Here is a 23,103-nt window from a genome sequence, read left to right on the forward strand (position 1 = left end):
CGTGAGTGACAATCACGCGGGAGTTAGGGAGGAGGCGTGAACCCACAAAGAAGGCAGTGAGCAAAAACGTGGTGTACTGAGCTTTTCCCTTCTGGGTACGAGGAAAGTTGAGAGTAAGGTAAGAGTGTATGAGTTTTTTCTTAAGGCGGAAAGTTTTTTGCCGGGTTAACCATTTAATATAGCCATAACCCAACAAAAATTAGGTTTATGGCCCGTGTTTTGGAAAGATTGCTGCAAATTGACTCGCTACTGCGGACAGCGCAGCGGCAAACAACAGCAACAATAGCTGAAGCCTTAGAAGTTAGCGAACGAACAATTCGTAGTGACTTGGCGTTCTTGCGCGATCGCTTTAACGCCCCACTAGAATACAGCCCCAAGCAGGGTCATTATTACACCGATTCGGAATGGCGGTTGCCGAGTATTTCCCTTTCCCAAGGAGAGCTGTTTGCTTTGACCTTGGGAGCTAGGATGCTAGAAACTTACGCTGGTTTTACCTATGCCGACGAGTTACGCTCTGCTGTCGAGCGATTGAGTGAGCGACTACCAGAGCAGACTTGGGTTGATATGCAACAAATCGCCGACGAAAGAGTTGTCTTTAGAACTGGAGCAGAGACTTATCCTGACCCAGGAATTTGGAAACGGCTGATAGAGGCGTGTCGTAACTCTCATCGGGTGTCGATGCGGTATTTCACCGCGAGTCGGAATGCTGAGTCAGAACGAGAACTAGACCCTTATCTTCTTCATATCTATAGAGGGACTAACCCCTATATCATTGGCTTTTGTCACAAACGCCAGGCTATTCGCTGGTTTCGGGTAGACCGTATTCGAGAGTTGCAGGTACTCAAAGAGAAATTTGTCCAAGACCCTAACTTTAATGCCAAAGAGCATTTAAGCAAGATTTTTCAAAGTGAAGTCGGAGGCACGCCAGTCCCGGTAACGATTTGGTTTGATGCCTCAACTGCTCCCTATGTCCGAGAACGCCGCTGGCATCCCACACAAGAAATTCAAGAACATCTTGATGGTTCGGTGACATTGCAATTAATTGTGGGGGGACTCAATGAGTTGAAACGTTGGATTTTGGGTTATGGGAAGGGGGCTGTGGTCAAGGAACCATCAAAGTTAGTAGAGATGATGCGAGAGGAAGTTGAGGGGATGAGCGAGCAATATATTAGAGGGCTAGAACCATGAATTTTTTGGAGATTCAATTTGCACTACGGGGTAAAACGTTGCCTGCGGATCATGGCTATGCGCTGTATTCCGCGATCAAGAAATTACTACAAGAAGCTGAAAATGAATCAATTCCAAAGGATTTACCGTCAGAGGTTCGCTTGTGCAGTATCCCCGGCATTCCTGATCGGGCTGGCATGATTTATCTGAATAGGGGTTCACGATTGAGACTGCGTTGCCCATCGGATCAGATGCAAATCTGGTATCGATTCCTGCAAAACCAAGTCTTTGATATTCGAGGTCATCTAATTCGATTAGTTCAGCCAAGAATTACTCTGCCGGAAGCAAGTGACACTGTAGCATCAAGACTGGTGACGTTTAAGTTAGATGCGATCGATCATGCGGATGTGCCCCGGTATTTTCTGGAGTCTTGTCAAAAGGGATTGGAACGATTAGAAATCAAGGGACAAGCATTTATTCCCAGTGATGCTAATGGCGATTTAGCGCGACGCACAATACAGGTAAAGGATAAGAAAATTCTTGGCTATGGTGTGGTAGTAGAAGGATTAAGCCAGGAAGATTCCCTAAAGCTGCAATGGCATGGACTAGGTGGGCGGCAACACTTTGGCTGTGGCTGGTTTTATCCCGTCAAAGAGGTGCCGGATGCCGCCTGAACTCAAACAGCAAAATCGGTTTCGGTTATTAGCAAAGTCATTTGAGAATGGCTGGAAGGGTTCCTACAGTCTGATTGGGCATACGGCAGATGTGGTGAATGCCATGACAACCCTAGTGGAAATTTTGGGCGATCGCCTGATTGTTCAGTTTGGGTTGACCTGCAAAGTCACATTTCTATTAGCAACGGCTCGACTGGCTGCTTACCTACACGACTGGGGTAAAGCAAATAATCACTTTCAGCAGATGGTTCGTGGCAAGCGCCAAGCATTGAATGAACCGCAAATGGTTCGGCATGAAGCGCTGTCGGTTTTATTGGCGCTGGAATTTCGCGAGTGGCTAGAACAGGGCGAGGGCGATTTTTTTACGGCAGTTGCAGCAGCAGGTGGACATCATTTGAAGCTTGGAGGAAAGGCTGGAAAGCTGGCACCGGACTTATTTGAAATTCGCGCCAGTGGAGACGATCACATTTATTTGTATACGGCACCACAATATTTCAAAGACATCCTTAAATACGGTGTAAAGAAACTGGGATTGCCACGATCACTGCCACAATCAGTGCGAAATTTACCCAGTAATTGGACGGTAGCTGATATTACCCAACGGCGCTCGCGGATTGAACGAGCCTTTGCCGATTGGGAACCAGAGGTGAAGCTATTGGCAGTGGTGAAATCACTGTTAATTGCAGCTGACTCTATCGGCTCAGCATCTGGACAAAACGATCGCAGGGATATCCAAAAAGTTTGGGAGGGCTTGAAAAGCACGCTCACTGAACCTGATTTACAGAATGTGATTAAGGAACGGCTTAAGGGTAATGCAATGCGTCCGTTTCAGGTTGACTTGGGTAATGCCTCATCACGAGTCACGTTAGCTAGGGCGGGGTGCGGCACAGGGAAAACCCTTGGGGCCTATAACTGGGCGAAAACCCATGCCGTAGGACGTAAGTTATTTTTCTGCTATCCCACAACAGGCACGAGTACCGAGGGATTTCTGGACTATGTGCAGGATGAAGTTGAATCGGTGCTGCTGCATTCGCGGGCGGATGTGGATTTAGAACTGGCGAGAACCCGCGAGGAAGAGGATAACGGCACTGAGCTTTTCATTGATGACGCAGGCAAACTGATGCAAGCGTTTGAAAATGAAACGGCAAAGAAGCTGGATTCCTTCAAGGCTTGGGGGGTGAAGGTGAGCATTTGCACCGTTGATACTGTGTTAGGTTTGCTTCAGTGCAATCGTCGTCCGCTGTACTGTTTCCCGGTGATAGCCCAAGCTGCTTTCGTATTTGATGAAGTCCATTGTTACGATGATGCTTTGTTTGGGGCATTGCTGCGGTTTCTGGAAATGGTGAAGGCTCCAGTGCTGCTGATGTCAGCATCATTTTTGCCGTGGCAGATTGCAGCAATCGAAAAAGCAGCCGGTGAAAAAGTCCCAATCATTCCGGGAGATGCAGAGCTAGAGCAATATAACCGTTATCAGTTTCATCTTGTGGAGGCGCCAGATTGGGAGCGAGTTGAAGCAGAGCTTGCTAAGGGTGGAAAGGTTCTGTGGGTCTGCAATCAAGTAAATGAAGCAATTGAGGTTTATCGAACAGCCAAAAGCAAGAACCTCAATGCGGTGCTTTATCACAGTCGATTTCGGTATAGCGATCGCGTTGAGCATCATCGGGCGGTGTTAGACGGGTTCAAAAAAGATGAGCCAGTGATTGCAATCGCCACTCAAGTTGCTGAAATGTCACTGGATTTGTCTGCCACGCTCCTAGTGTCGCAGCTTGCTGACCCAGCAGGATTGATTCAGCGGCTAGGACGTTTGAACCGGAATTACTGCGGTCATGCGCTGGATGCAATGTTTTATCCACCACCAAACCGATACCCCTACGAGCAAGAAGAAATTGATCAGGGCAGGATATTAATTCAGTCATTTGATGGAGAAGTGAACCAGGCGCAGCTTGCTGCGTGGTTAGAAAAAATGGGCATCCAAGGCAAGCCTAAAACCCACATGGTTTTATTAGATGGCAAGTGGCGTACCTATTCGGCTGCACTGCGAAAAGCAGGCTACACTGTAACGGCTTTGCTAGAGCAAGATATAGCAATAGTGGATTCAAACAAAGCAAGTGAGATTCCACGTTACACAGTGCCATTGGCTGCGAAAAAGACAAAGGACTGGCCACGACATAAAAAGGGATTTTTGATTGCGCCCAAAGAGGAATGGACTTACTCAAAAGAAATTGGCGCACAGGAGGTGAAGTAGAAAATGTCTGAATTTACACTATCAATCTTTGATCCGAATACATTGCTGCCCCATCGAGCGGGAATTGCAGGCTTAGCGCTGGCATTGTCAGTGATGCCGCGTGAGGATGCACCGTTAACTTGGGAGGTAACAGACGATGAGGTGAAGTTGGCATGGGATAAGGTCAGCGATCGCGATGCTGTGACGTGGCTAGTTCAGCAGACTTATCAAGTTACAGCCGACGGCTATCTAGATGTACCAGCTTTAAAGCTCGATAACCAGGGGCACTATACGTTTACTGAAGGAGTGTTGTCTACATTCTTGCAACACAACAGTAAGCAACGCAGTCGTGATTCTAATGCAGTGGCAAAGACCTTTCAGATTGATGAAGGGCAACCTGAAATTCGGGTAGAGTTTCGTTCATTGCTCAGTTGCTATTACACCGAAGATATTAAGGAGGCTTTCAATACCAAAGGTGCATTCAAAAAAGAGATTTCGCTCAAGGGGCATCACCTGCCTGGGTTGATTGAGTGTTTCGTCAATGGAGCCTATCAAGAGTCATCCACAGGATTTCTAGCGTTGCTATTTTTGCCCTTGGCGTGTGGCTATTACAAGCTACCGAATTTGCGCTCAGCCGTTGTGATTCCTGAAGTGCAAAACCTGAAGCAATGGGTGAAGCACAAGCAAGATTTTCCAGGGCGCACCTACCGTGATTTCCGTAGCAGTGGGGCGGGAGAATCAGCACTGAATTTTCTATGGCGAGAGCAGACCTTGGGCGATATAGGTCTAGCACAAGTAGATTACTGCGAGGTCTATCAACTAGGAAAGCAAACCTGGGATGACAATCAGAACTACCTTAAACAAGCAGTCTATCGTGTGCAAGTGGATGAGGACTTGTTGGCTCTATATCGGTCTGCCAAGGTGCTGTTCCCGCCGCAGGTGAAAAAGACTGACAAGGGAGAAACCTGGTTGGCGATTTCCAAGGTGCTGCCGTGGATTTGTGACAACTTAGTGACTGGAAATGCTTGGTATGGGGGATTCTATGAGTTTTGCAAGCGGAATGGTTTTTATGAACGCAAAGGATTAGTGAAAATGACAGAGTATCTCAATACTAGGGAACAGGTGCTGTTTGATGCCGTGCAAGGTGCATTTAGTGCGTATCTGCGTGGGCAAATTTTGCAGGCTGAAAAGCAAGGTCGTCCATTGGATTACGGACAAGTCACAGATAAACTGCTCAATCGTCTGAAACGCCCGAGCACCCAACGAGACTTTGCTCAAACCTTGGTTGATGTCTTGACTCAATATCGCAGCAAAGAAATGAGAGCTGTCGGACCACAAATTTATCACTGGCTTCATCATGACGAAGCAAATTGGCGACAAGCGCGAGATCTGGTGTTGTTAGCGATTGCAACCTATACCAGCAAAAAGGGGGATGCGCTGGATGGTGCTAAAGTACCGCTCGAAACGTCTTCAGAATCTGAGAGCTACGGCGATGATTTACTTGCCTCCTAACTTGTTCACAACTTATTTCTAAATCAAGGACTATCAATCATGTCTCAGCATTTGTTCGCAACCATTGTCACCTCTACTGCTGTTGCTGCCAATAATCGTGGGGAAGGCGATGGCAGCACCCTATCTACGTTGCAAAAAATTACCCGTGGCAACGATCAATACACGACTGTGAGTGCTGAAGCAATTCGCTGGGGATTGCGCGAATACTTGCAAAATTTGGATGCAGCCCAAGTAAATCGCACCTTCGATCCAGATAAAGAAGCCTATAACCTGAAAAATGAACGCTTCAGTGCTAAAGATTTCATTGATGATGATTTGTTTGGCTATATGGATGCCAAGAAAGGCAAAGATAACGAAAATGCGACGACAAAACGGCGTGGAGCATTGGAAGTAAGCCGTGCCATTAGCCTCGATCCTTTCTGGGGTGATATTGCTTTTGGGTCTAAGGGAGGTACAAAAGGTAAGACTTCGATCCACAGTTCAGAAGTGCATTGCACTGCTTATCAATACACGATCGCCCTTACACCCGAAAGTCTCCAGGATGCTAGTCGTGCAGCTTTGATACTTGATGCCATTGGCGCAGTACGGCATGTTGGCGGAAACCACGCCCGATTTCTCTACGACTTCCGTCCAGAATCGATTGTGATTCGAGTGACGCAAGATCCTAGCCCCTGGATTATGGATAGCTTTAAGCGGATGGGTGACACCGTAGGGTGTCCGAAGTTGCTGCGCTTGGTGGAAGTTGGTGATGTGGCAGCTAGTGAATTGATCGTGGCAGGTGAGATTGTGGATACCCTCTATGGGGAGCAGTTAAAGAAGTTGAATGTGACGGTTGTTCGTGGAGTTAAGGAAGCGATCGCTGCTGCTAAAGCCTTGCTCAAAACGGGGGTGGCTGCTTAATGCTGCTCTACCTTGAGTGCCCCTGCACCAGTTTTCCTCGCAGCTTTGCACGAGATTATAAAGAAACTTACTGCTATCCCCCCCCTTCAACGATTTATGGTTTCCTACTGTCCCTGATTGGTGAAGTAGATATGGCTGCTCATTTAGGTGTAAAGCTTGCCATTGGGCTAATTGGTAATGAACCAGCGATCTCTAGAGTTGTTCGCAAACAGCGACATCACAAATTTAGTCGCGCTCACTTAGGTACTTATCCAACGAGTAAATTCTCGAAACCTAATCACCATGAGTTATTAACCGACCTACAAGTTGTAGTCCAAATTGATTCTAGTGAAGATTCTGCCTCAGTCACATTAGAAGAAAGGGTAGCGATCGCTCTCTCTACTCCTGAAAAAATTACTCGATTTGGTGGCTTGAGTCTGGGGGAATCTTGGGCACTGGTTAATGGAATAAGACTTTACCGAGAAACAGATGGAATAATCCGATGGTTAATCAAGGATAATCGAGGTTTAATTAGCTTACCTGTTTGGATTGAACGTAAAAGGGGGCAGGGAAAATTTCAACGCTTTAGCTTGAGTTGTAATAGTTTCTCTGAAACCTGTTGGGTTCAGATTCTAGCGTCTCAACCGACCGCTCAATCTTCTGGTTTCAAGGCTTCTAAACTTAGTGAAAAGTCTGGGTAATGTATAAGTTATCAAGCATTGAGGGTAATCTTCAATTAAGTCTCAAAAAATTTGAACATTGAAAACTGAATATTTATCTCATTTAGGTCTTCAACCACCGCTATTCCTAAACCTTTGATGCCATTAGGCGTTGAGCACGTCGTCGTTCGACGGTATGGCGCTCCTCCAGGATTCCTACACCTTTGATGCCGTTAGGCGTTGAGCACAATACGACTTTCCGCAAGGCCAATTCGGACACAACATTCCTCACCCTTTGATGCCATTAGGCGTTGAGCAATGTGCCGAGAATTCTATTCAGGTATCTTACGCGCATTCCTAAACCTTTAATGCCGTTAGGCGTTGAGTACAAAACAACTAACATTCCTGGTTATCCTGTTATTATTCCTAAACCTTTGATGCCGTTAGGCGCTGAGCACACAGTGACGGGCGCTCCCGCAGCAGCGATCAAAAATTACTAAACCTTTGATGCCGTTAGGCGTTGAGCACGTCGTCGTTCGACGTTATGGCGCTCCTCCAGGATTCCTACACCTTTGATGCCATTAGGCGTTGAGCACACTAACTCGTGAAAGCATTTTGCTCCTTTGGTATTACTAAACCTTTGATGCCATTAGGCGTTGAGCACTATTTGTACTCGTCGATCGCCCCGATCGGAGTAATATTTCTAAACCTTTGATGCCATTAGGCGTTGAGCACCGGAGTCAGCGCCAGCAAATTTCGATCAAGTCTGACATTTCTAAACCTTTGATGCCATTAGGCGTTGAGCACTCGGCAAGAGCGATCGCATTTTTGGCAGCAGCATTTCTAAACCTTTGAGGCCATTAGGCGTTGAGCACAAGTCCGGCTGCAGCGGTGCGTGCAACTTCGTAGAATTTCTAAACTTTTGAGGCCATTAGGCGTTGAGCACATCGTTAATGCTTTGAAACCCTTTGTTATCATGGGTATTCCTAGACCTTTGATGCCATTAGGCGTTGAACACTTTACTTGCAACGGCGTACCCGGAGGATCGCAGATTCCTAGACCTTTGACGCCATTGGGCGTTAAGCACGATTTACCCGATAAAATCATTGATACTCGCGCTATTCCTAGACCTTTGATGCCATTGGGCGTTGAGCACGATTTACCCGATAAAATCATTGATACTCGCGCTATTCCTAGACCTTTGATGCCATTAGGCGTTGAGCACGCATTAGATGGACTGCATGGCTGGCTTTAGTGAATAAATTCCTAGAGCTTTGATGCCATTAGGCGTTGAGCACTTTGTGTTGTCGGGAAGTGCGATCGCCCTCTGGCTATTCCTAGACCTTTGATGCCGTTAGGCGTTGAGCACGTTGCGTCTGAAGTTGTCAACCCTTATAATTGCAAGGTTATTCCTAAACCTTTGATGCCGTTAGGGTTGAGCACATAACAGATTTTCAGCGCTTTCAGCTAGATCATATTATTAAACCTTTGATGCAATTAGGCGTTGAGCACGGTGGTGGCAAAGGCATGACGGCTACCCACGCAACATTCCTAAACCTTTGACGCCATTAGGCGTTGAGCACGATGCGCTCCTTCGATGTCTGGCACATCTACTAATTACTAAACCTTTGATGCCGTTAGGCGTTGAGCACTGATTTGGTATCACATCCACGGCATCGCCCATACTATTACTAAACCTTTGATGCCGTTAGGCGTTGAGCACCAAACCTTGAAAGACGGAAAACCTGAGACTCAAATTCCTAAACCTTTGATGCCGTTAGGCGTTGAGTACCACCGCGTTACAGCTAAGACAACTTATCAAGAGATTCCTAAACCTTTGATGCCATTAGGCGTTGAACACGAGCTGCGGGAAAGATTGAAGAGGCTGATGCAAAAATTCCGAAACCTTTGCTGCCATTAGGCGTTGAGTACGTACCAGTGAGCAAGAGAGGAAATCCGCTGTCTGAATCGGTTTCTTGGAGCCATTCCTGTAATTGAAGATGGTGCTGATTTCCACTTTTCCTCCGCCCTTAGTGACAAAAGAGCGATATATTTGACCTGCATATGAATTTTAGAGGGCTAAAAAAGGAGAAAAAAAGCGATTACCAACTTTTAGCACGCTATATAGAACCCATTTGAGATCTAAGAGGCCAGCCTCTTAATCATCAATCTAATAAAACAAAGATTCATCTTGGCAGTGGCATTATCTAAAGTTCTCTCGAAGTTTTTAATGAGAATTTTACACCTTTCCATCCAAGAATTCGAGCGCTCGATGACCCACCTGGCTTTAACTGGCACAAATCCCGATTGCCCTTGAGCTTCTTTTTGTTTTTTTGAGGGTTTTTCCGAGAGTTCAAACTTAATTTTGGTCAGAATCTGTGGGTAAATTTTCTTTAACTCAGCAGTCAAATGGTCGGGGTGATATCCGTGGTCTAGCAAGATAGTGACTTTGGGAACATTAACGGGTTTAGACTTGAAATAATTGATGTTTTTGCTTAACATTTCAATTAAACCTGCATCATCTGATAAGCTAGCTTTCGTGCAGTGAGTAAAAAATGGAAACCCAAGCGTATCAACCGCTAGATGTCTTTTAATACCATTGGTTGATTTGTAAAAACAATAACCTTTCGATGCAATACTGGCATTACAGGTATTTTTAACTGCCTGTGAATCGATAATCATTAATCTAGTCCACTTCGGTTTTTTTTTTACTTGCGATCGTACTTGAGAATGCAAGAGTTTCATCAATTCTTCAAGCACTCCTTGTTCTCGCCACTGCTTGTAATACCAGTATACGGTTGAATAGGGAGGTAAATCTTTTGGTAGGTCTGCCCAATTGCAACCATTCTTGAGCTGGTAGAAGATGCCATTGAAAATTTCTCTTTGAGTCCAGTTAGGTGGGCGAGTTTTCTTTTTCAGTGGCAATATTTGATTGAGTAAGGGTGACAAAGTTTCCCATTGGGCATCTGTGAGATTAGTAGAGTATGGCATTATCCGCTCTGAGTATTTTGATTGTAATTTTACATTAGCCGATCGCCCGTGACACGAGCCAATCGCCCGTGGCACGAGCCGATCGCCCGTGGCGCGAGCCGATCGCCCGTGGCGCGAGCCGATCGCCCGTGGCGCGAGCCGATCGCATCTCTACGGGCGATCGTCAAAAGATCTCAAATGGGTTCTATATAGGGTGCTTGCGTAAGTCCTGGGTGAATTTCTGGTGGTCTGGTGCATGGGCATTGTTAAGCTTTTTCATATACGAAGAAATCAGCTAGTGAACCAGTTTTTGTATTACCAATGAATGGATATTTATTTGGTATGTGCCTTATGAGCTTCCATTCTGGTTTCACATTAAACACCCATTTACTAAAATTCCGATGCTTAACGTGACTAGCTTGATATTCTAACTTTATTTCAGTGTTTGACGAATAAACTATGACATACCTTTTAGATGAATCAAACAGCCTATTCATATAAGTAAAAAATACCTGCTCCTCAACAAGATGATATATAACATCTAGAGACAAGGTTAGATCACCCTGCTCTTGAGTATATTCGCTCATCAACTTAAAAGTCTTTCTGGCATTCTTGGCAAACAAACTTTTACATATAAGTATGGCCTTAAAGCTTATATCAAATCCTATATAAAATGGATAGTTGGCCAGTTTTAACTGATTTCCATCCCCACATCCGTATTCAATCACTTGCTCTATACTGTTTTGCAGAACAAACTCATTTATAATCTCTGCCTTGAATTCAGCAAGCTTACCATAAGAACCATTTCCTGAAGTTCTTCCAGAATCATATCTATTTATCCAGTAATTTTCAGATCCGATAAATGTCTTTGAATAGTTATATTTGTATAACATTGATTGCATTACCTTTCAAACAAGACTTAACATTTTCAAGCAGCTCCTCACCAAGTTTGCATAAACTTTCTTCTGTTCTAAATGCAATATGTGGAGTAACAACTACGTTCTCTAAGCAAGCCAATTCATGTATCGAGTAATTGGTTTTATTACCCGTTGGTTCCTCTTCAAAAACATCAAGTGCTGCTCCAGCTATTAAATTATTTTTTAAAGCTTCAAAAATAGATTTTTGATCGATTAGATTGCCTCGGGAAGTGTTGATCAAGTATGCACTTTTCTTCATCAAGGCTATGAGCCTTGCATTAAAGAAGTGATGTGTTTTATAACTTAATGGAATATGCAAACTAATAACATCAGCATTGCTAACCAAACTTTCTATTTCAGATGATGAGCTTTCCTTAGTTATGTAGTTTACATTCATACCTAAAGAGCAAGCAATTTTTCCAACTCTTGTTCCGACGTTTCCTTTTCCAATTAAACAAATAGTTCTTCCCTTTAACTCTATGCCTGTATAGAGGCTCTTTCGCCAATAGCCATTTTTAATATCAAGATTTGCTTCAACAATTTTGCGAACTATAGAAAACAGTAGTCCTATGGTATGTTCCGCTGTAGCATCACTACAATACGTAGGACAGTTAATAACTTTTACCTTATGACTAGCAGCTAGCTCTAAATCTACATTATCATACCCAACATTTGAAGTAATCAAATACTTTAGATTTGCTGCATTTTCAAAAAATACCTTTGATACTTTAACTCTATTAACAATTGCGATAGCTGCACACGCCACTCTATCAACTATCTGGCTATCATTTGGTAAGTCTTCATAGAATACTGTATTTGCACAAGATTGCAATACTAATTTGTGTTGAGGAAGTATATTAAGTCTATCTACACAGACTACAGTATTTTCTTTGTTAGAAATAATCATTTAACAGCAGCCCTCCTAAATTTTATCTTTTTTATAATTAATAAATCTATCACGTTTATACTTGGTAGGCACACTACTTAAATCCTCGATTACATGAATTCTCTGTAACCATCTATCAAAACCATCATATGTTGCTACAAACCTAGATCGTCCATGCAGGCATCTTCGATTATCAATTATCAGCAAATCACCTTTATCGAGGTAAACAGATTCACAAATTGTATTTACTGTAATATTTAGTTGATGAAGGCTTTCATTGGCATAGCTATTAGGACTCGTCAAAAAATCAACGTTAAACCTTATAGAGAGTCTATTTTGGTACTCATAGAACACCGAATACACCATACTTTGCTCTATGTAAGGTAGATCAAGCTTAGGGTAAAAGATTTTGCTTGATAATAAATCTTGATGTTTTTTGGAAATTGATTGATATATATTTTCTGCGTTTACTATAGTGGTTTCTGCCTTACGCTCCCGGTCAGGTCTAATACAACTTAAAAGTAAAAAATCAGGGGTATAAGGATGAAACATTTTCTCTGTGTGTAACTGAAGTGCTACCTGAGAACTTGTGGCAGAAAACTCCATTTCATGACCAGGACAAGGACAAACGTCTTGGAAAATGTCCCGTTTCTCTACACCTACTACATCTCCAAGATTTTGACCAATTATGCCAAGAAAAATTTCACTGTAAAAAAACCTTGGACTTTTACTGTTTAACTGATATTTCTCCTGATATTTAAAACTATAAATTTTCGAGTCTGATGGTAGGGATTTTAGTAGCAGGCAACCTCCATTAGTCTTGTAACTAAAATGTTTAATTGCATGAATTAACTCATCTGGTAATTCCTGGACTAGAGAATGACATTCTAGTAAAAAGTTATCCAGATCTTGATAGGGATTGCTTCTACATCGGCCAGCCAAAGCTAGTAATTGATTTGTAAACTTTTGACAATCTATTGTAGTAATCGTAGACTTCATATAAAAAATCCTCCAAATCTTTCCTTACTCACAAACTCCAATAGGTTACAGAATAAGGAAGGGTTTCACTCCTAACTACTGATTTTATGTCCATCAAAACTCCATCACTCTTTAATTTAGATAATATGAATTCATCAAGTTTGTCTATAAAAACTCGATGGGGAACTGCCAAAATAATAGCGTCTAGACTCGTTAATTTTTCCCATTGAACTAGCTCTAAATTGTATTCCCTTTTAACAGCATTGAAATCAGCTAGAGGATCATAAATTAAAGGGTTGATGCCAAAATCTTTCAATTCTGATACTAAATCTGGAACTCTACTATTACGAATATCACAAAAGTTTTCTTTGTATGTGATACCTAATATTCCTACTGTTGCATTTGCTATACCTATATTTGCTTGAACTAATAAATTGATAAGTTTCTGTCCTAGATATTGAACTATACTCTGGTTTACTCGGCGACCTGCCAGAATAACTTCTGGGTGATAGCTAAGTTCTTCAGATTTCGCTATTAAGTAATAAGGATCAACTGCAATACAATGTCCACCTACTAAACCTGGATTAAAATCAAGGAAATTCCATTTTGTTTTTGCTGCATCTAAAACATCACGAGTCCGTATTTCTAGCTTGTCGCAAATAATAGAAATTTCATTTATTAAAGCAATATTCAGATCTCTTTGCGTATTCTCAACAACTTTAGCCATTTCAGCAACTTTAATAGATTTAGCTCGGTAGAGCCCAACTTGAATGATTTTTCCGTAAACTCTTTCTATTCTTTCTAATGCATCTAGATCCTCTCCAGCAATAACTTTAACAGTTTTTTCTAAGGTATGATTTTCATCGCCTGGATTAATTCTTTCTGGCGAATAGCCTACTTTAAATTCCGTGCCTTGTTTCAAACAAGATTTATTAGCAATAATTTTTCTACAAATATCCTCTGTAACTCCTGGGTAAACAGTTGATTCATAGACAACAATACCTCCATGACTAATGACAGAAGCAATAATTTCTGATGCTTCTACTAGAAAACTGAGATCTGGTTGATTATGAGCATTTAGGGGAGTTTGGACAGCAACTATAAAGAAATTCCTGTTTTTAAGATCACTTGCATTATCGGTAATCCTTAAGTTAGACTTTACCACTTCAGGATTGTTGCGTAATTTGTTAGCCTTGTCTGGATCAGTGTCAAATCCAATAGTAGAAAAATGTTCTGCTAAGGATAAAGCAAGAGGTAATCCTACATAACCAAGCCCAAGAACAGCAATTTTTTCTTCCACTAAAGTCATGAGCTATACCTCTCTTAAAAAGCTTAATTTTATATGAGATATTAGAAACATAAAAACCAGCCAAATGTAGCATAAAGACGTTATTTGTTTACGATCCCGATTTGCTCTTATGAGATAAGAGTTCGCGATCGCTCTTAAGTATTTCTTAGATGATTTTTTGCGAACATTTAGTTTCTTCTCCGCTTTCATTGAAACCAACCCAAAGTAATATGCTAGAAGAGTTTTGTTTGAAGTAATAGTCTTGTTACTATGGTTTTTCCTATAAACTGAATAGTATCCTGGTTGATACAGAACGATTGCACTATCTATCAGTATAGATAATATAAAGTCTCTGTTCTGTCCAGCTTTGAGATTTTCATCCCATCCTTCTTCACAATTAATAGCACTTTTTCTAATAAGATATGCCTGACAAGGCATACATCCGTAGGATAGAACAGTTTCCAGATAATCCTCGTGAAAGCCAGTAGCACCAATAAGATCAACTGGAGATAATTTAACTTCACTATTACTCAAGTGAGTTTGATAATAAACATCTCCATATATTACATCTGCACCCGTTTCTTCCAAAAGCTTGATTTGTCTCTCAATTTTTTCTGGCAATAAAAAGTCATCTGCATCTAACAGTTGAATAAACTCCCCTTGAGATAATGCCAATCCTCTATTCCTCGCATGATTTGCCCCTTTATTAAAACCTGTTTCCCATACTATTTCATCTTTGTATTTCTTAATAACATCCAAAGACTTGTCTGTTGATCCATCATCAATAACAACAATTTCGATATTTGAATATGTCTGATTAAGACAGCTTTGTATAGCTTCCTCAATCCATATTTCAGCATTAAAGCAAGGTATGATAACAGATACAAGTTTGTGGGTCATATTATTCGGATTTATTTAATATTGTTAACCGTTTTCCAGCCCATATCAATGTAACGTTGGCATATTCCATCTCTAATGTGAAAATGCTCTGAAGCATTTAGAAAAGATGCATTTTCATCTGTTCCATAACCACAATCTCGCTCAGGTACATTGCTCCAAAGTTCCTTATCTTGCTCTGGATGTGGTGGGACAAATGAGCTTATGCCACCATGCTTTTGTGCAAGATACGAAAACATAATGTCTTCGCCATTATTCCATGTTAGCGGTTCTTCATACCATAAATACTTAGCCCACTCTTGTCTGAAAAACCACGTCTGACCTACTAAATCTACTTTTTCGTTGTTTGGTGAATGTACTCCGTTCCAACCTATTTTTAGGTTGGGGCGATAAGCTTTAGCTTTAAGTATGACTCCACTTCCTCCAAGTATTCCATTAACGTTATTAATACTATTCAAGCAATTTTCAAACCATTTGTTGCCAGGTATGATGTCATCATCCAAAACAGCAACAAATGGAGTTTTTACAAGTAGTGATATCAAGAATCTTCCGTGAAACTTAGTATTCCAACTACATACATAAGTTTTTATGTTCCTTGATTGAGGCAAATGCTGATTCAATCCAATATGATTATACCAAACATGGATGTCCTCGTACTCAATCTGTACTGTCTGACCAATTAAAGCATTAATTTGTCTTTCTAGATTGCTATTTCTTTTGTAGACATTCAAAATCACACTAATCATATCATATGTTGTTTTTTGAAATTTTTAGTATTAATGATTAGACTGTTAATATTTAGTTTGAATTCCGGACTTACTGAAAACCAAGTCTGCGTAAAGGTTAGAAAATCTGTCTAGTGGTAGCAATTGCTTTACACAGAAACTAAGCTGTGCATGAGAGGAGGAGAACGATTAGATGAATATCATATCATGCGTCACACGTTTTACACAGTTCTAAATCAGCCCGGTTACCCTTTTTAAGTTCTTTTCTGTAACGCGTAAAAATTTCATTCTCCCATATTTCTTTTATTGGTGTTGTCCTTACATCGCCAACTTCAACATGACCGAAATAGTCATTACAACATAATACAACCTTACCCTCATAGGTCACAGATAATTGAGAAAATGGTCTAAAACAAAATTTTTCTAACGGAAGCTCGGTAGCTGTATTAACTAAGCCAGCTCTGTTATTGATTTTTGATATATCAAAAATATTAACACCAAAATGTTTTTTCTCCTCATTATCGAGACACTCTAATACTTTTTCAATGTTTTGATTGATTTTTCCATCATATTGAGATATGTTCGCATAGTCTAATCCTTCTTTCCTTAAAAGGTTCCATAATTCAAAATTCATGAAATCTCCATTAGTATTTATATATATATAAGAAGAAGGCAGATTTTGTCTTATATATCTGATAAACTTAGGCAATCTTTTATCAAGTAAAGGCTCGTTATATTGATTAAATGTTACCCTTCCAATAAACTTCATTTTCACCATTTGATCTATAATTTTATAAAATACATCTTCGTCAAGAAAATTATTTTTTCGTGAATTTTCGGAATTAGGACACCAAGCACATTTTCTATTGCAAGCTTCATTGATCTCAATTGCTAAAGTCGTTATCGGGGGTGTGCCAGGGTATGCCACCAAAAATATGTCAAACAGCTTACGTATAGCTTTTTTAAGCCATTTAACTTTTATAAGCTTACCTTTGACTTCTCTAAAGAGAGTTATGTGATTTTTCTCTATCCAATGACGTAGCATATCGCCTCGCCTCCTTTTCACTTTTTGTTTTTTTATCTAAACGTCCTTGAGGTCAGCTCCACAAGCACTGAGCTAATCCAGCGTAAGCTAGCTTTTGTTTCATTAATACTGTCTGATGAGGCAATAATATCATACTCTCCGGATTACGAGAACAATTTTTCTCGGTGGAGATGGGGGCACAAGGTGCGGTAAGAGGTTTCAATGTCCGATTCTGAAACCCGTCTTTACCAGAATCTTTAGCTGGTTGACCGCCCTAATCCCATATCGTAGCTGCTTGCCCCGAAGAATCAGCAATCACTTGTTTTTGGTGAATGACTGAGTTGAGCACGGCTTGATGGTGGGTGTAAGTTTTCCTAACAACTCCATTGCTTCGGTTTTGAGCTTTGTGCCCTTCACCGCACGGCTGAGAAACATCACCGCTTGGGGCGGGCCTTGGCTTACCGATTGAGCTTGTTTGATGAGTCGCACTGCATCGGCGGCTCATTGTACGTCGATACCGCTCGGTTGCACCGGCACCAAGCCTAAGTCTGCCCTCATCAAGATAGCCCTAGTTGCTTCACTCAGCCCCGCAGGAGAGGAGCATCCACTACTAAGTAGAACTTGCAGAATAAGCCTCCAACCCTTACCTCAAAAGACTTTGGCTCGTTTTAACGCCCAAGAGCGTGTAACAGAAAGGTTGAGGGCGATTTCCTAGGGGATAGCTTCGCTATGCGCGCTCATCGCCAGGTATCAGTTGCATAAATCTTGAATTATTCAACCAGACATCTAGACGTTTAGATGATTAAATAAACCGCTGGTGATGTGGCCCGCGACAGTATTCACACGTTCGAGAGAGCGAATAGGGGCAAACTCTTGCAGTGCAGCAACTGCTGGATTTTTGGGAAGATCCACCTCCTCCCATCCCGCACAACCGAGCGCTACGTTGTTATCGTTAATTAGCCGAGCCAACCCGCCCTATAACTGGCTAGATACGGCATCATCTTAAACGTTCAATCATTCAAATGTCTAGACATTTAGATGATTACAGGATAAAGTTGAGTTAATCAACGTATCGATAAACCTATGATCGTGACAATCGCCTCATTCAAGGGCGGAGTCGGCAAGACAACTACAGCACTGCACTTAGCAGCTTATCTGCAAACCAAAGCACCCGCTTTGTTAGTAGATGGCGACCTCAACCGCAGTGCTTTGGATTGGGGTGCGCGGGGTTCCCTCCCGTTCAAAGTGGTGGATGAAAAGCAAGGAGTTCGCTTTGCCAGAGATTACGAGCACATCGTGATAGACACGCCGGCTAGACCAGACCCAGACGAACTCAAAACTGTAGCTGAAGGTTGTGACTTGCTGATTTTGCCGAGTTCTCCCGATGCGATGGCCCTCACCGCGATGGTGCAAATGGTGGAAGCTCTGCATTCCCTAAAATCGAATTACCGCATTTTGCTCACCCTCATCCCACCCGCTCCTAGCAAAGTCGGGATTGAGTCTCGCAGAACGATCGAGAAAGCCCAGTTGCCGATATTCAAAGCTGAGGTCAGGCGGCTAGCAGTATTTCAAAAAGCAGCGCTCGCCGGGGTTCCCGTAAGTGCTGTCAAAGATGCCTACGCCAAAGCTGCTTGGGGTTGTTATGCCGCTGTCGGCAAGGAGATATTGCCGTGAGCCGCTTTGATGATTTGTTAAAGGCCAAGAAACTCAAACCAGGCGAACCAGATCTCGCCCCTGCACTCGCTCCCGCACTCCCCAAAAGCAAAGACCCAAACTTTGTCAGGGCCACGGTTTACCTGCCCAAACAAATGCACCGCGACCTCAAATCTGCTGCCGCACAGTCAGGTGAAGAAATCAGCGAGCTGGTTGAAAAGTCCGTCGCTCAATACCTCCAGCAGCTTAGTGCCACTAAAAACATTTGAATGCTTGAATGTTTGAATGATTGAACATTTGAATGTTGCGAGTTTTTTCTCTTATTTGCAGCAGTTACCTTTCCCGTCAATCGCTGCATTTTTGAGTTCGTGTACTGTTGGGTGCGTATGTTGGTAAGCTGGCACTGGACTCGTAAGGGAGCGGTGCAGCATGAAAAAAATATGGCCGTTGGGGGCGATCGCTCTGATTTTGGGGATGATGGCTGGCTGTAATCTGACATCAGCCCCGCCATCTTCACTGCCGCGAGTTTCTCCTAAACCAAGAGTGCAGAAACCCACAACGCAGCCACCGATCGCTTCGGCAACCAACAACCGCAACTTACTCCTGGGCAATCCCAGCAATGCCGTTCCCAGTGTTGCCAGCAACATCGACAACTACCTGATGGTGAAGCCGCAGTACGTGCTTTCTTACAACAGCAAAACTAAGACCGCTAACTGGGTTTCGTGGCAGCTCAACAAATCTTGGATTGGAGCAGCCGATCGCCAAGACAACTTCCGTCCCGATGATTCCCTCCCCGCTGCTTGGTACAAAGTCCGTCCCAACGATTACACGGGAAGCGGTTACGACAGGGGACACATTGCACCCAGTGCCGATCGCACCCGCAATGAAGCGGATAACAGCAGCACATTCCTGATGACCAACATGATGCCTCAAGTGCCAGAAGTTAACCGAGGTTTGTGGAATGATTTAGAAGAGTATTGTCGAGAATTGGTGCAGCAGGGCAAGGAACTTTACATCATTGCCGGGCCCGTGGGGAGGAAAGGCAGCATCGGCAGAAAGGAAAAGATTGCAGTGCCGGCAAAGAATTGGAAAGTTATCGTGGTGCTGGATAGACAAGGATTGGGGATGCAGGGAATTGACGCAAATACCAGGACGATCGCCGTGATGATGCCTAACGATGCCAGCATCAAAGGCAAAGGATGGAAAAGCTTTCGAGTTCCCGTGGCAAGAATTGAACGCGAGACGGGGCTGAATTTCTTGTCTAATGTGTCGCCACAGGTTCAACAAGTCATTGAAAGTAAAGTGGATGCTCAGTAATTAAGTTTCCACTACTTGAGTAGAAAGCCCTGCCCAATCGCCACCGGGAGTCATCCCGATGATGTAGACATCAATCTCAATGCTGCCAACTCGGTAAACCTGTAAGTGCGATAGGTTCTGCTTTAGGATGCTCACCAAGTTCTGAAAGCGCTTCGCCGTTTCCTCTTCCTCTTCATCGTGCCAATCTTCTTCAGCAGTGGGGGTATCAAAGAACTCGTCCACACTCACTATTTCTACTGCAACGTCAGGTGAATGTTTGGTAAGTTGCAGCAGCTTCGCCGGAGTGAGTTCTCCTTGTGCCGGCCAATGAATGACCTCGAAGGGAGCATCGGTTTCGCTTGCGAATAGTAAGCCCTCGGAAGCTTGTTTGAGTTGGGTGGCGATCGAGTCGGTCATGATTGCGGTGGTTTCTCAGCTTTACTGTGATTGTACAGTTGGTGTTGGCTGAAACTAAAGACTTTTTGGCAGGTTCGGATCTTCGCGACAGGTTGAGAGCGGTAATGATTCTCCGCCCCGAATTTCGCTAATTCTCGATCGCTCCTTATCTGTCACCACATCCATACAAGCACAACCATACCCATAATAACCATTCGTTTTGACGTACTCTTTCTCATTAGTAGGAAGATTATCATCCATTCCTTTAGCTTCATATCCCCCTTGCTGCGAGATAATCCAACGACCATCTTTGTCTACTAAATACCAATTCCTAGGCGTGGGATTATGCAACCATCCGCACCTAGTCTCAACTGCTTTAGCAGGAAGGACAACGATAAAAAGAGATGAAATAATAACGGATATAAACAAGTTTTTCTTCATAAATTTAAGTTTAGTCAGTTTTTACCCAACTATAGCAGCAAATTCATCAGCACTGATTAATGCCGGTGAAGCAAAAGCTCAATCCCGCAGTCCCTACTTGTTTGATTGCGAGAAAAGTTGGAGTTCCCGGAACTGCTGCTTATCGACGGAGAATTGGCGAAGGTAAGAGTAGAATAGCACCCTAATTTCCTCCCAATTACTCAAGCATACTGCACGACTTCATCAACTTGAGCGGATGCTAGTGGACAATGAACCAGAGTTTACAAAGGTGACGTTGCAGGCGATCGCTCTGGATATCCTAAAACTCCTAAAACTGCTTGTGGTGATGACGCTGGGTGAGTTTTGGTGTTTAGTTACGTCCCGGCAACCTTGGCAACTTTCTTCGTCGGTCACGATATCGATCGTCCTCACTCTCCTTCAACTTCCACCTGCAACTCATACACCCTCAAACTTGGATGTTCGCCAATCAGCCGCCAGCCATATCCTTCAACCGTTGGGGTAGGTCGCGCTCCCTGGCGGTACAGGAATATCGGCTCGTTTCTCATCAATGCGGTGAATATCTCTCGCTCTCTGTCTTTGCCATCATCCCAAATCAGGTGAGCTTTACTGAAGTACCCCGCGCCCATCAAACTAGCAAAGAGCCATTCCATGAGAGCTTGCTGCTCGTCTTGGTTAAGCGTGGATTGACCATAAGTGTCGATTATGGGTATTTTGGATTTGGGCTTGAGTGATGCGATGAGGGCAGTAACGAGGTTGAGGTACTTTTTCATTGGTCGGTGGAGATGCGTTTACTTCGTAGTATGTGATCGCTGTGACTTAGAAGTGAAGCCTAATTATGGTTGAAAATAATCCTCCTTCAAGTAGGTTAACTTTTTATCTCTAACCAATTAGAGTTGGAGTATATTTTTTTAGTCCAGATACAATAGCATTTTTATGCTCACTAGACAACAATCTCACAACTTGTTGTTGATATTGCCCAGGTAGTAAGCCAAAAAAATGCGAAATTCTAGAAGGTAAACCTTTATTATTGTAAAGGAGGAGAGCTTTTTCATAATCCTTTGATACAAGAACGTTTTTGTACAAACTAAAGTTATTTTCATAAATTTTATGAGCATCAATAGAAGCTACTAAATCATCAAAAGTTTTCACGAAGGAAGTTTTTTCTATACTTTTTTTGGCATTAAACATATTTAACTTGAATTGAATTTCTGATGCAGAACGTTGTGCTACTTGATATTCTAAATCTTTCTCCAGTTTATCAATAACAAAGTCAGCAACTCGCTGACAAATGTCGGACGGGTTAAGACCGAGAAAAGTGGCAACTACTTCTAAGAGTTCAGGAACACACAAAATATTCTCGACTTCAGCTACGTTCAATGGAAATATATTAAAATTTTTCCAAGAATCAATCTGAGCTTGATGTCTGTAGTCCATATCAACAATACCAAAAGCTTCAACATGATGAAGGGCTGAATTGTCTCGCATAGCTTTAGTTGCCTCAATTATTTTGTCACAGCCACCACGAGGCATTATCAAAAATTCGGGATATACCGCTTCATAAATTTTGTAATCTAAACCCCCTTTATCACTTTCGACGAAGAGAACTTTTTTCCGGCTACCTAAAATTTCTAATAAAACTGGTTCTGGTAAAGCTTCAGCTTTTGGAACTTCATCCCAGTTCCAGTGGTTACCATCGTAACTTTTAAGCCATATTTTTTTAGCACCTACTCTAGAAGCCGCAAAATCAACGTCATGGGTAATATAAACAAACAGGCAGTTAGGTTGTGCTTCCTCAATTTTTGACCAAAGTTTGCTCATTAAGGATTTGTGAAGGTGAATTTCAGGTTCATCCACAATTACAATCGAATCAGGCGGTAGGCATAGGCATTGCGCCATTAAATAGAGAGCTACCCGTTCTCCATCACTCATTTCTCTTCCATGATAGACATCATTGCCAGAAATTAAAACATTAATTTTGCCATCTTCAATAACGAGTTCTCTATGAGGTAAAATATCTTTCCAAATATTCAGTAATATTTCATCAGGAGAATTTGGTAGTTCAGGACGCTCATTCTTGTCTTCGCGCTCCATTTCTCTAATACGTTTAGCTAGTTGGCTATCTCTTTGATATTTTTTAGCAAAAAGAAGAGCAAGCGCTCTTTCGTAGTCATTTAATGCAACGGTTACACTCAACGTAGGGCGCTGCTGACCACCTGACCACCTGTTAACCATCTTTGTTTGAAGTAGCCCCCCCCAAGTTTGGGGATTTTGGCTAGTACCCAACAATAATTCTTTTTCGGCTTGCTCTAAGCTCTTCAATTGCACGTATTCCGGGAAATCTAGCGACTTTTGCGCTGAAATCCTGTGAACTTTTTCAGGATTCGACTGATTCTGCTCTATCCACAAACCAAGCCTACTTTTTCCAGCACCATTAGCTCCTATGATTACCACTGGCTCGCAGCAAACTAAAATTTCAGGTTGGCTGTTTGCCTCTTTAGGAGGAAGTATCAAATTTTG

Annotated in this window: 25 protein-coding genes; 11 read left to right on the forward strand and 14 right to left on the reverse strand. The window is 42.6% G+C overall.

Annotated features, from left to right (window positions below; translation table 11 throughout):
- Positions 1–207 precede the first annotated feature (207 nt).
- The 8 genes from QUA90_RS23825 (at position 208) to QUA90_RS23860 (ending at position 9,036) form a co-directional block, all read left to right on the forward strand.
- Positions 208–1,188 carry a WYL domain-containing protein gene (locus QUA90_RS23825; RefSeq protein ID WP_333448097.1) on the forward strand — a complete coding sequence of 327 codons (981 nt, stop codon included), beginning with the start codon at positions 208–210 and terminating at the stop codon, positions 1,186–1,188.
- Complete coding sequence (gene cas6 / locus QUA90_RS23830; protein ID WP_333448098.1) at positions 1,185–1,841, forward strand: type I-MYXAN CRISPR-associated protein Cas6/Cmx6; 657 nt, start codon at positions 1,185–1,187, stop codon at positions 1,839–1,841. Before QUA90_RS23825 ends, cas6 begins: the two co-directional genes overlap by 4 nt.
- Positions 1,831–4,086 (forward strand): CRISPR-associated helicase Cas3', encoded by a 2,256-nt coding sequence (cas3, locus tag QUA90_RS23835; protein ID WP_333448099.1) that lies wholly within the window; start codon positions 1,831–1,833, stop codon positions 4,084–4,086. The genes cas6 and cas3 overlap by 11 nt, the downstream gene beginning before the upstream one ends.
- 3 nt (positions 4,087–4,089) lie before the next feature.
- Entirely contained in the window at positions 4,090–5,577 is a 1,488-nt protein-coding gene (gene cas8a1 / locus QUA90_RS23840) for a type I-MYXAN CRISPR-associated Cas8a1/Cmx1 (RefSeq protein ID WP_333448100.1), read from the forward strand.
- A gap of 39 nt (positions 5,578–5,616) precedes the next feature.
- Entirely contained in the window at positions 5,617–6,477 is an 861-nt protein-coding gene (cas7i, locus tag QUA90_RS23845; RefSeq protein ID WP_333448101.1) for a type I-B CRISPR-associated protein Cas7/Cst2/DevR, read from the forward strand.
- Positions 6,477–7,157, forward strand: coding sequence for a type I-MYXAN CRISPR-associated protein Cas5/Cmx5/DevS (gene cas5, locus QUA90_RS23850; protein WP_333448102.1), 681 nt, complete (start codon positions 6,477–6,479; stop codon positions 7,155–7,157). Before cas7i ends, cas5 begins: the two co-directional genes overlap by 1 nt.
- Positions 7,158–8,091: 934 nt before the next feature.
- Positions 8,092–8,370 carry a hypothetical protein gene (locus tag QUA90_RS23855; protein ID WP_333448103.1) on the forward strand — a complete coding sequence of 93 codons (279 nt, stop codon included), beginning with the start codon at positions 8,092–8,094 and terminating at the stop codon, positions 8,368–8,370.
- A gap of 474 nt (positions 8,371–8,844) precedes the next feature.
- On the forward strand, positions 8,845–9,036 hold the full coding sequence (locus QUA90_RS23860) for a hypothetical protein (protein WP_333448104.1): 192 nt from the start codon (positions 8,845–8,847) through the stop codon (positions 9,034–9,036).
- A gap of 221 nt (positions 9,037–9,257) precedes the next feature.
- On the opposite strand, the gene QUA90_RS23865 is transcribed toward QUA90_RS23860, so the two are convergent.
- The 10 genes from QUA90_RS23865 to QUA90_RS23910 all read right to left on the reverse strand — a co-directional run bounded on the left by QUA90_RS23865 (position 9,258) and on the right by QUA90_RS23910 (position 17,289).
- Positions 9,258–10,106 (reverse strand): IS5 family transposase, encoded by an 849-nt coding sequence (locus QUA90_RS23865; protein WP_333448105.1) that lies wholly within the window; start codon positions 10,104–10,106, stop codon positions 9,258–9,260.
- A 29-nt stretch (positions 10,107–10,135) separates the two neighbouring features.
- Positions 10,136–10,273: a hypothetical protein gene (locus QUA90_RS23870; protein ID WP_333448106.1), complete on the reverse strand. Its 138-nt coding sequence runs from the start codon at positions 10,271–10,273 to the stop codon at positions 10,136–10,138.
- 78 nt (positions 10,274–10,351) lie between these two features.
- The gene (locus tag QUA90_RS23875; RefSeq protein WP_333448107.1) at positions 10,352–10,987 is read right to left on the reverse strand and encodes a hypothetical protein; all 636 of its coding nucleotides are present in this window, start codon (positions 10,985–10,987) and stop codon (positions 10,352–10,354) included.
- Positions 10,962–11,909, reverse strand: a complete 948-nt coding sequence (locus QUA90_RS23880; RefSeq protein WP_333448108.1) for an NAD(P)-dependent oxidoreductase — start codon at positions 11,907–11,909, stop codon at positions 10,962–10,964. Before QUA90_RS23880 ends, QUA90_RS23875 begins: the two co-directional genes overlap by 26 nt.
- A 15-nt stretch (positions 11,910–11,924) precedes the next feature.
- The gene (locus QUA90_RS23885; protein WP_333448109.1) at positions 11,925–12,887 is read right to left on the reverse strand and encodes a TauD/TfdA family dioxygenase; all 963 of its coding nucleotides are present in this window, start codon (positions 12,885–12,887) and stop codon (positions 11,925–11,927) included.
- A gap of 28 nt (positions 12,888–12,915) precedes the next feature.
- Entirely contained in the window at positions 12,916–14,175 is a 1,260-nt protein-coding gene (locus QUA90_RS23890; RefSeq protein WP_333448110.1) for a nucleotide sugar dehydrogenase, read from the reverse strand.
- Between the two features lie 3 nt (positions 14,176–14,178).
- Entirely contained in the window at positions 14,179–15,054 is an 876-nt protein-coding gene (locus QUA90_RS23895; RefSeq protein ID WP_333448111.1) for a glycosyltransferase, read from the reverse strand.
- 11 nt (positions 15,055–15,065) lie between these two features.
- Complete coding sequence (locus QUA90_RS23900; protein WP_333448112.1) at positions 15,066–15,797, reverse strand: hypothetical protein; 732 nt, start codon at positions 15,795–15,797, stop codon at positions 15,066–15,068.
- Between the two features lie 184 nt (positions 15,798–15,981).
- Entirely contained in the window at positions 15,982–16,821 is an 840-nt protein-coding gene (locus QUA90_RS23905; RefSeq protein ID WP_333448113.1) for a radical SAM/SPASM domain-containing protein, read from the reverse strand.
- A 294-nt stretch (positions 16,822–17,115) separates the two neighbouring features.
- Positions 17,116–17,289: a hypothetical protein gene (locus tag QUA90_RS23910; protein ID WP_333448114.1), complete on the reverse strand. Its 174-nt coding sequence runs from the start codon at positions 17,287–17,289 to the stop codon at positions 17,116–17,118.
- A 594-nt stretch (positions 17,290–17,883) separates the two neighbouring features.
- Here QUA90_RS23910 and QUA90_RS23915 point away from each other — a divergent pair.
- From QUA90_RS23915 to QUA90_RS23925, 3 genes are all read left to right on the forward strand, one after another.
- On the forward strand, positions 17,884–18,474 hold the full coding sequence (locus QUA90_RS23915; RefSeq protein WP_333448115.1) for a ParA family protein: 591 nt from the start codon (positions 17,884–17,886) through the stop codon (positions 18,472–18,474).
- The gene (locus QUA90_RS23920; protein ID WP_333448116.1) at positions 18,471–18,722 is read left to right on the forward strand and encodes a CopG family transcriptional regulator; all 252 of its coding nucleotides are present in this window, start codon (positions 18,471–18,473) and stop codon (positions 18,720–18,722) included. The genes QUA90_RS23915 and QUA90_RS23920 overlap by 4 nt, the downstream gene beginning before the upstream one ends.
- Positions 18,723–18,882: 160 nt before the next feature.
- Positions 18,883–19,770: a DNA/RNA non-specific endonuclease gene (locus QUA90_RS23925; RefSeq protein ID WP_333448117.1), complete on the forward strand. Its 888-nt coding sequence runs from the start codon at positions 18,883–18,885 to the stop codon at positions 19,768–19,770.
- Here QUA90_RS23925 and QUA90_RS23930 read toward each other — a convergent pair whose 3' ends face one another.
- The 4 genes from QUA90_RS23930 to QUA90_RS23945 form a co-directional block, all read right to left on the reverse strand.
- A complete protein-coding gene (locus tag QUA90_RS23930; protein WP_333448118.1) occupies positions 19,771–20,166 on the reverse strand; it encodes a nuclease A inhibitor family protein in 396 nt (131 codons plus the stop codon).
- Between the two features lie 54 nt (positions 20,167–20,220).
- A complete protein-coding gene (locus QUA90_RS23935; protein WP_333448119.1) occupies positions 20,221–20,574 on the reverse strand; it encodes a DUF4087 domain-containing protein in 354 nt (117 codons plus the stop codon).
- Between the two features lie 419 nt (positions 20,575–20,993).
- Positions 20,994–21,356 carry a hypothetical protein gene (locus QUA90_RS23940; RefSeq protein ID WP_333448120.1) on the reverse strand — a complete coding sequence of 121 codons (363 nt, stop codon included), beginning with the start codon at positions 21,354–21,356 and terminating at the stop codon, positions 20,994–20,996.
- A gap of 109 nt (positions 21,357–21,465) precedes the next feature.
- The gene (locus QUA90_RS23945) at positions 21,466–23,097 is read right to left on the reverse strand and encodes a DUF4435 domain-containing protein (protein WP_333448121.1); all 1,632 of its coding nucleotides are present in this window, start codon (positions 23,095–23,097) and stop codon (positions 21,466–21,468) included.
- Positions 23,098–23,103: the final 6 nt, after the last annotated feature.

Source organism: Microcoleus sp. D3_18_C4 (genome assembly GCF_036702355.1).
Taxonomy (GTDB): Bacteria; Cyanobacteriota; Cyanobacteriia; order Cyanobacteriales; family Microcoleaceae; genus Microcoleus.

Excerpts from the sequence above, each read along its gene's own strand:
- QUA90_RS23825 (WP_333448097.1), top strand. The coding sequence starts at position 208 with ATGGCCCGTGTTTTGGAAAGATTGCTGCAAATTGACTCGCTACTGCGG.
- cas6 (WP_333448098.1), top strand. The coding sequence starts at position 1,185 with ATGAATTTTTTGGAGATTCAATTTGCACTACGGGGTAAAACGTTGCCT.
- cas3 (WP_333448099.1), top strand. The coding sequence starts at position 1,831 with ATGCCGCCTGAACTCAAACAGCAAAATCGGTTTCGGTTATTAGCAAAG.
- cas8a1 (WP_333448100.1), top strand. The coding sequence starts at position 4,090 with ATGTCTGAATTTACACTATCAATCTTTGATCCGAATACATTGCTGCCC.
- cas7i (WP_333448101.1), top strand. The coding sequence starts at position 5,617 with ATGTCTCAGCATTTGTTCGCAACCATTGTCACCTCTACTGCTGTTGCT.
- cas5 (WP_333448102.1), top strand. The coding sequence starts at position 6,477 with ATGCTGCTCTACCTTGAGTGCCCCTGCACCAGTTTTCCTCGCAGCTTT.
- QUA90_RS23855 (WP_333448103.1), top strand. The coding sequence starts at position 8,092 with ATGGGTATTCCTAGACCTTTGATGCCATTAGGCGTTGAACACTTTACT.
- QUA90_RS23865 (WP_333448105.1), bottom strand. The coding sequence starts at position 10,106 with ATGCCATACTCTACTAATCTCACAGATGCCCAATGGGAAACTTTGTCA.
- QUA90_RS23875 (WP_333448107.1), bottom strand. The coding sequence starts at position 10,987 with ATGCAATCAATGTTATACAAATATAACTATTCAAAGACATTTATCGGA.
- QUA90_RS23880 (WP_333448108.1), bottom strand. The coding sequence starts at position 11,909 with ATGATTATTTCTAACAAAGAAAATACTGTAGTCTGTGTAGATAGACTT.
- QUA90_RS23885 (WP_333448109.1), bottom strand. The coding sequence starts at position 12,887 with ATGAAGTCTACGATTACTACAATAGATTGTCAAAAGTTTACAAATCAA.
- QUA90_RS23890 (WP_333448110.1), bottom strand. The coding sequence starts at position 14,175 with ATGACTTTAGTGGAAGAAAAAATTGCTGTTCTTGGGCTTGGTTATGTA.
- QUA90_RS23895 (WP_333448111.1), bottom strand. The coding sequence starts at position 15,054 with ATGACCCACAAACTTGTATCTGTTATCATACCTTGCTTTAATGCTGAA.
- QUA90_RS23900 (WP_333448112.1), bottom strand. The coding sequence starts at position 15,797 with ATGATTAGTGTGATTTTGAATGTCTACAAAAGAAATAGCAATCTAGAA.
- QUA90_RS23905 (WP_333448113.1), bottom strand. The coding sequence starts at position 16,821 with ATGCTACGTCATTGGATAGAGAAAAATCACATAACTCTCTTTAGAGAA.
- QUA90_RS23915 (WP_333448115.1), top strand. The coding sequence starts at position 17,884 with ATGATCGTGACAATCGCCTCATTCAAGGGCGGAGTCGGCAAGACAACT.
- QUA90_RS23925 (WP_333448117.1), top strand. The coding sequence starts at position 18,883 with ATGAAAAAAATATGGCCGTTGGGGGCGATCGCTCTGATTTTGGGGATG.
- QUA90_RS23930 (WP_333448118.1), bottom strand. The coding sequence starts at position 20,166 with ATGACCGACTCGATCGCCACCCAACTCAAACAAGCTTCCGAGGGCTTA.
- QUA90_RS23940 (WP_333448120.1), bottom strand. The coding sequence starts at position 21,356 with ATGAAAAAGTACCTCAACCTCGTTACTGCCCTCATCGCATCACTCAAG.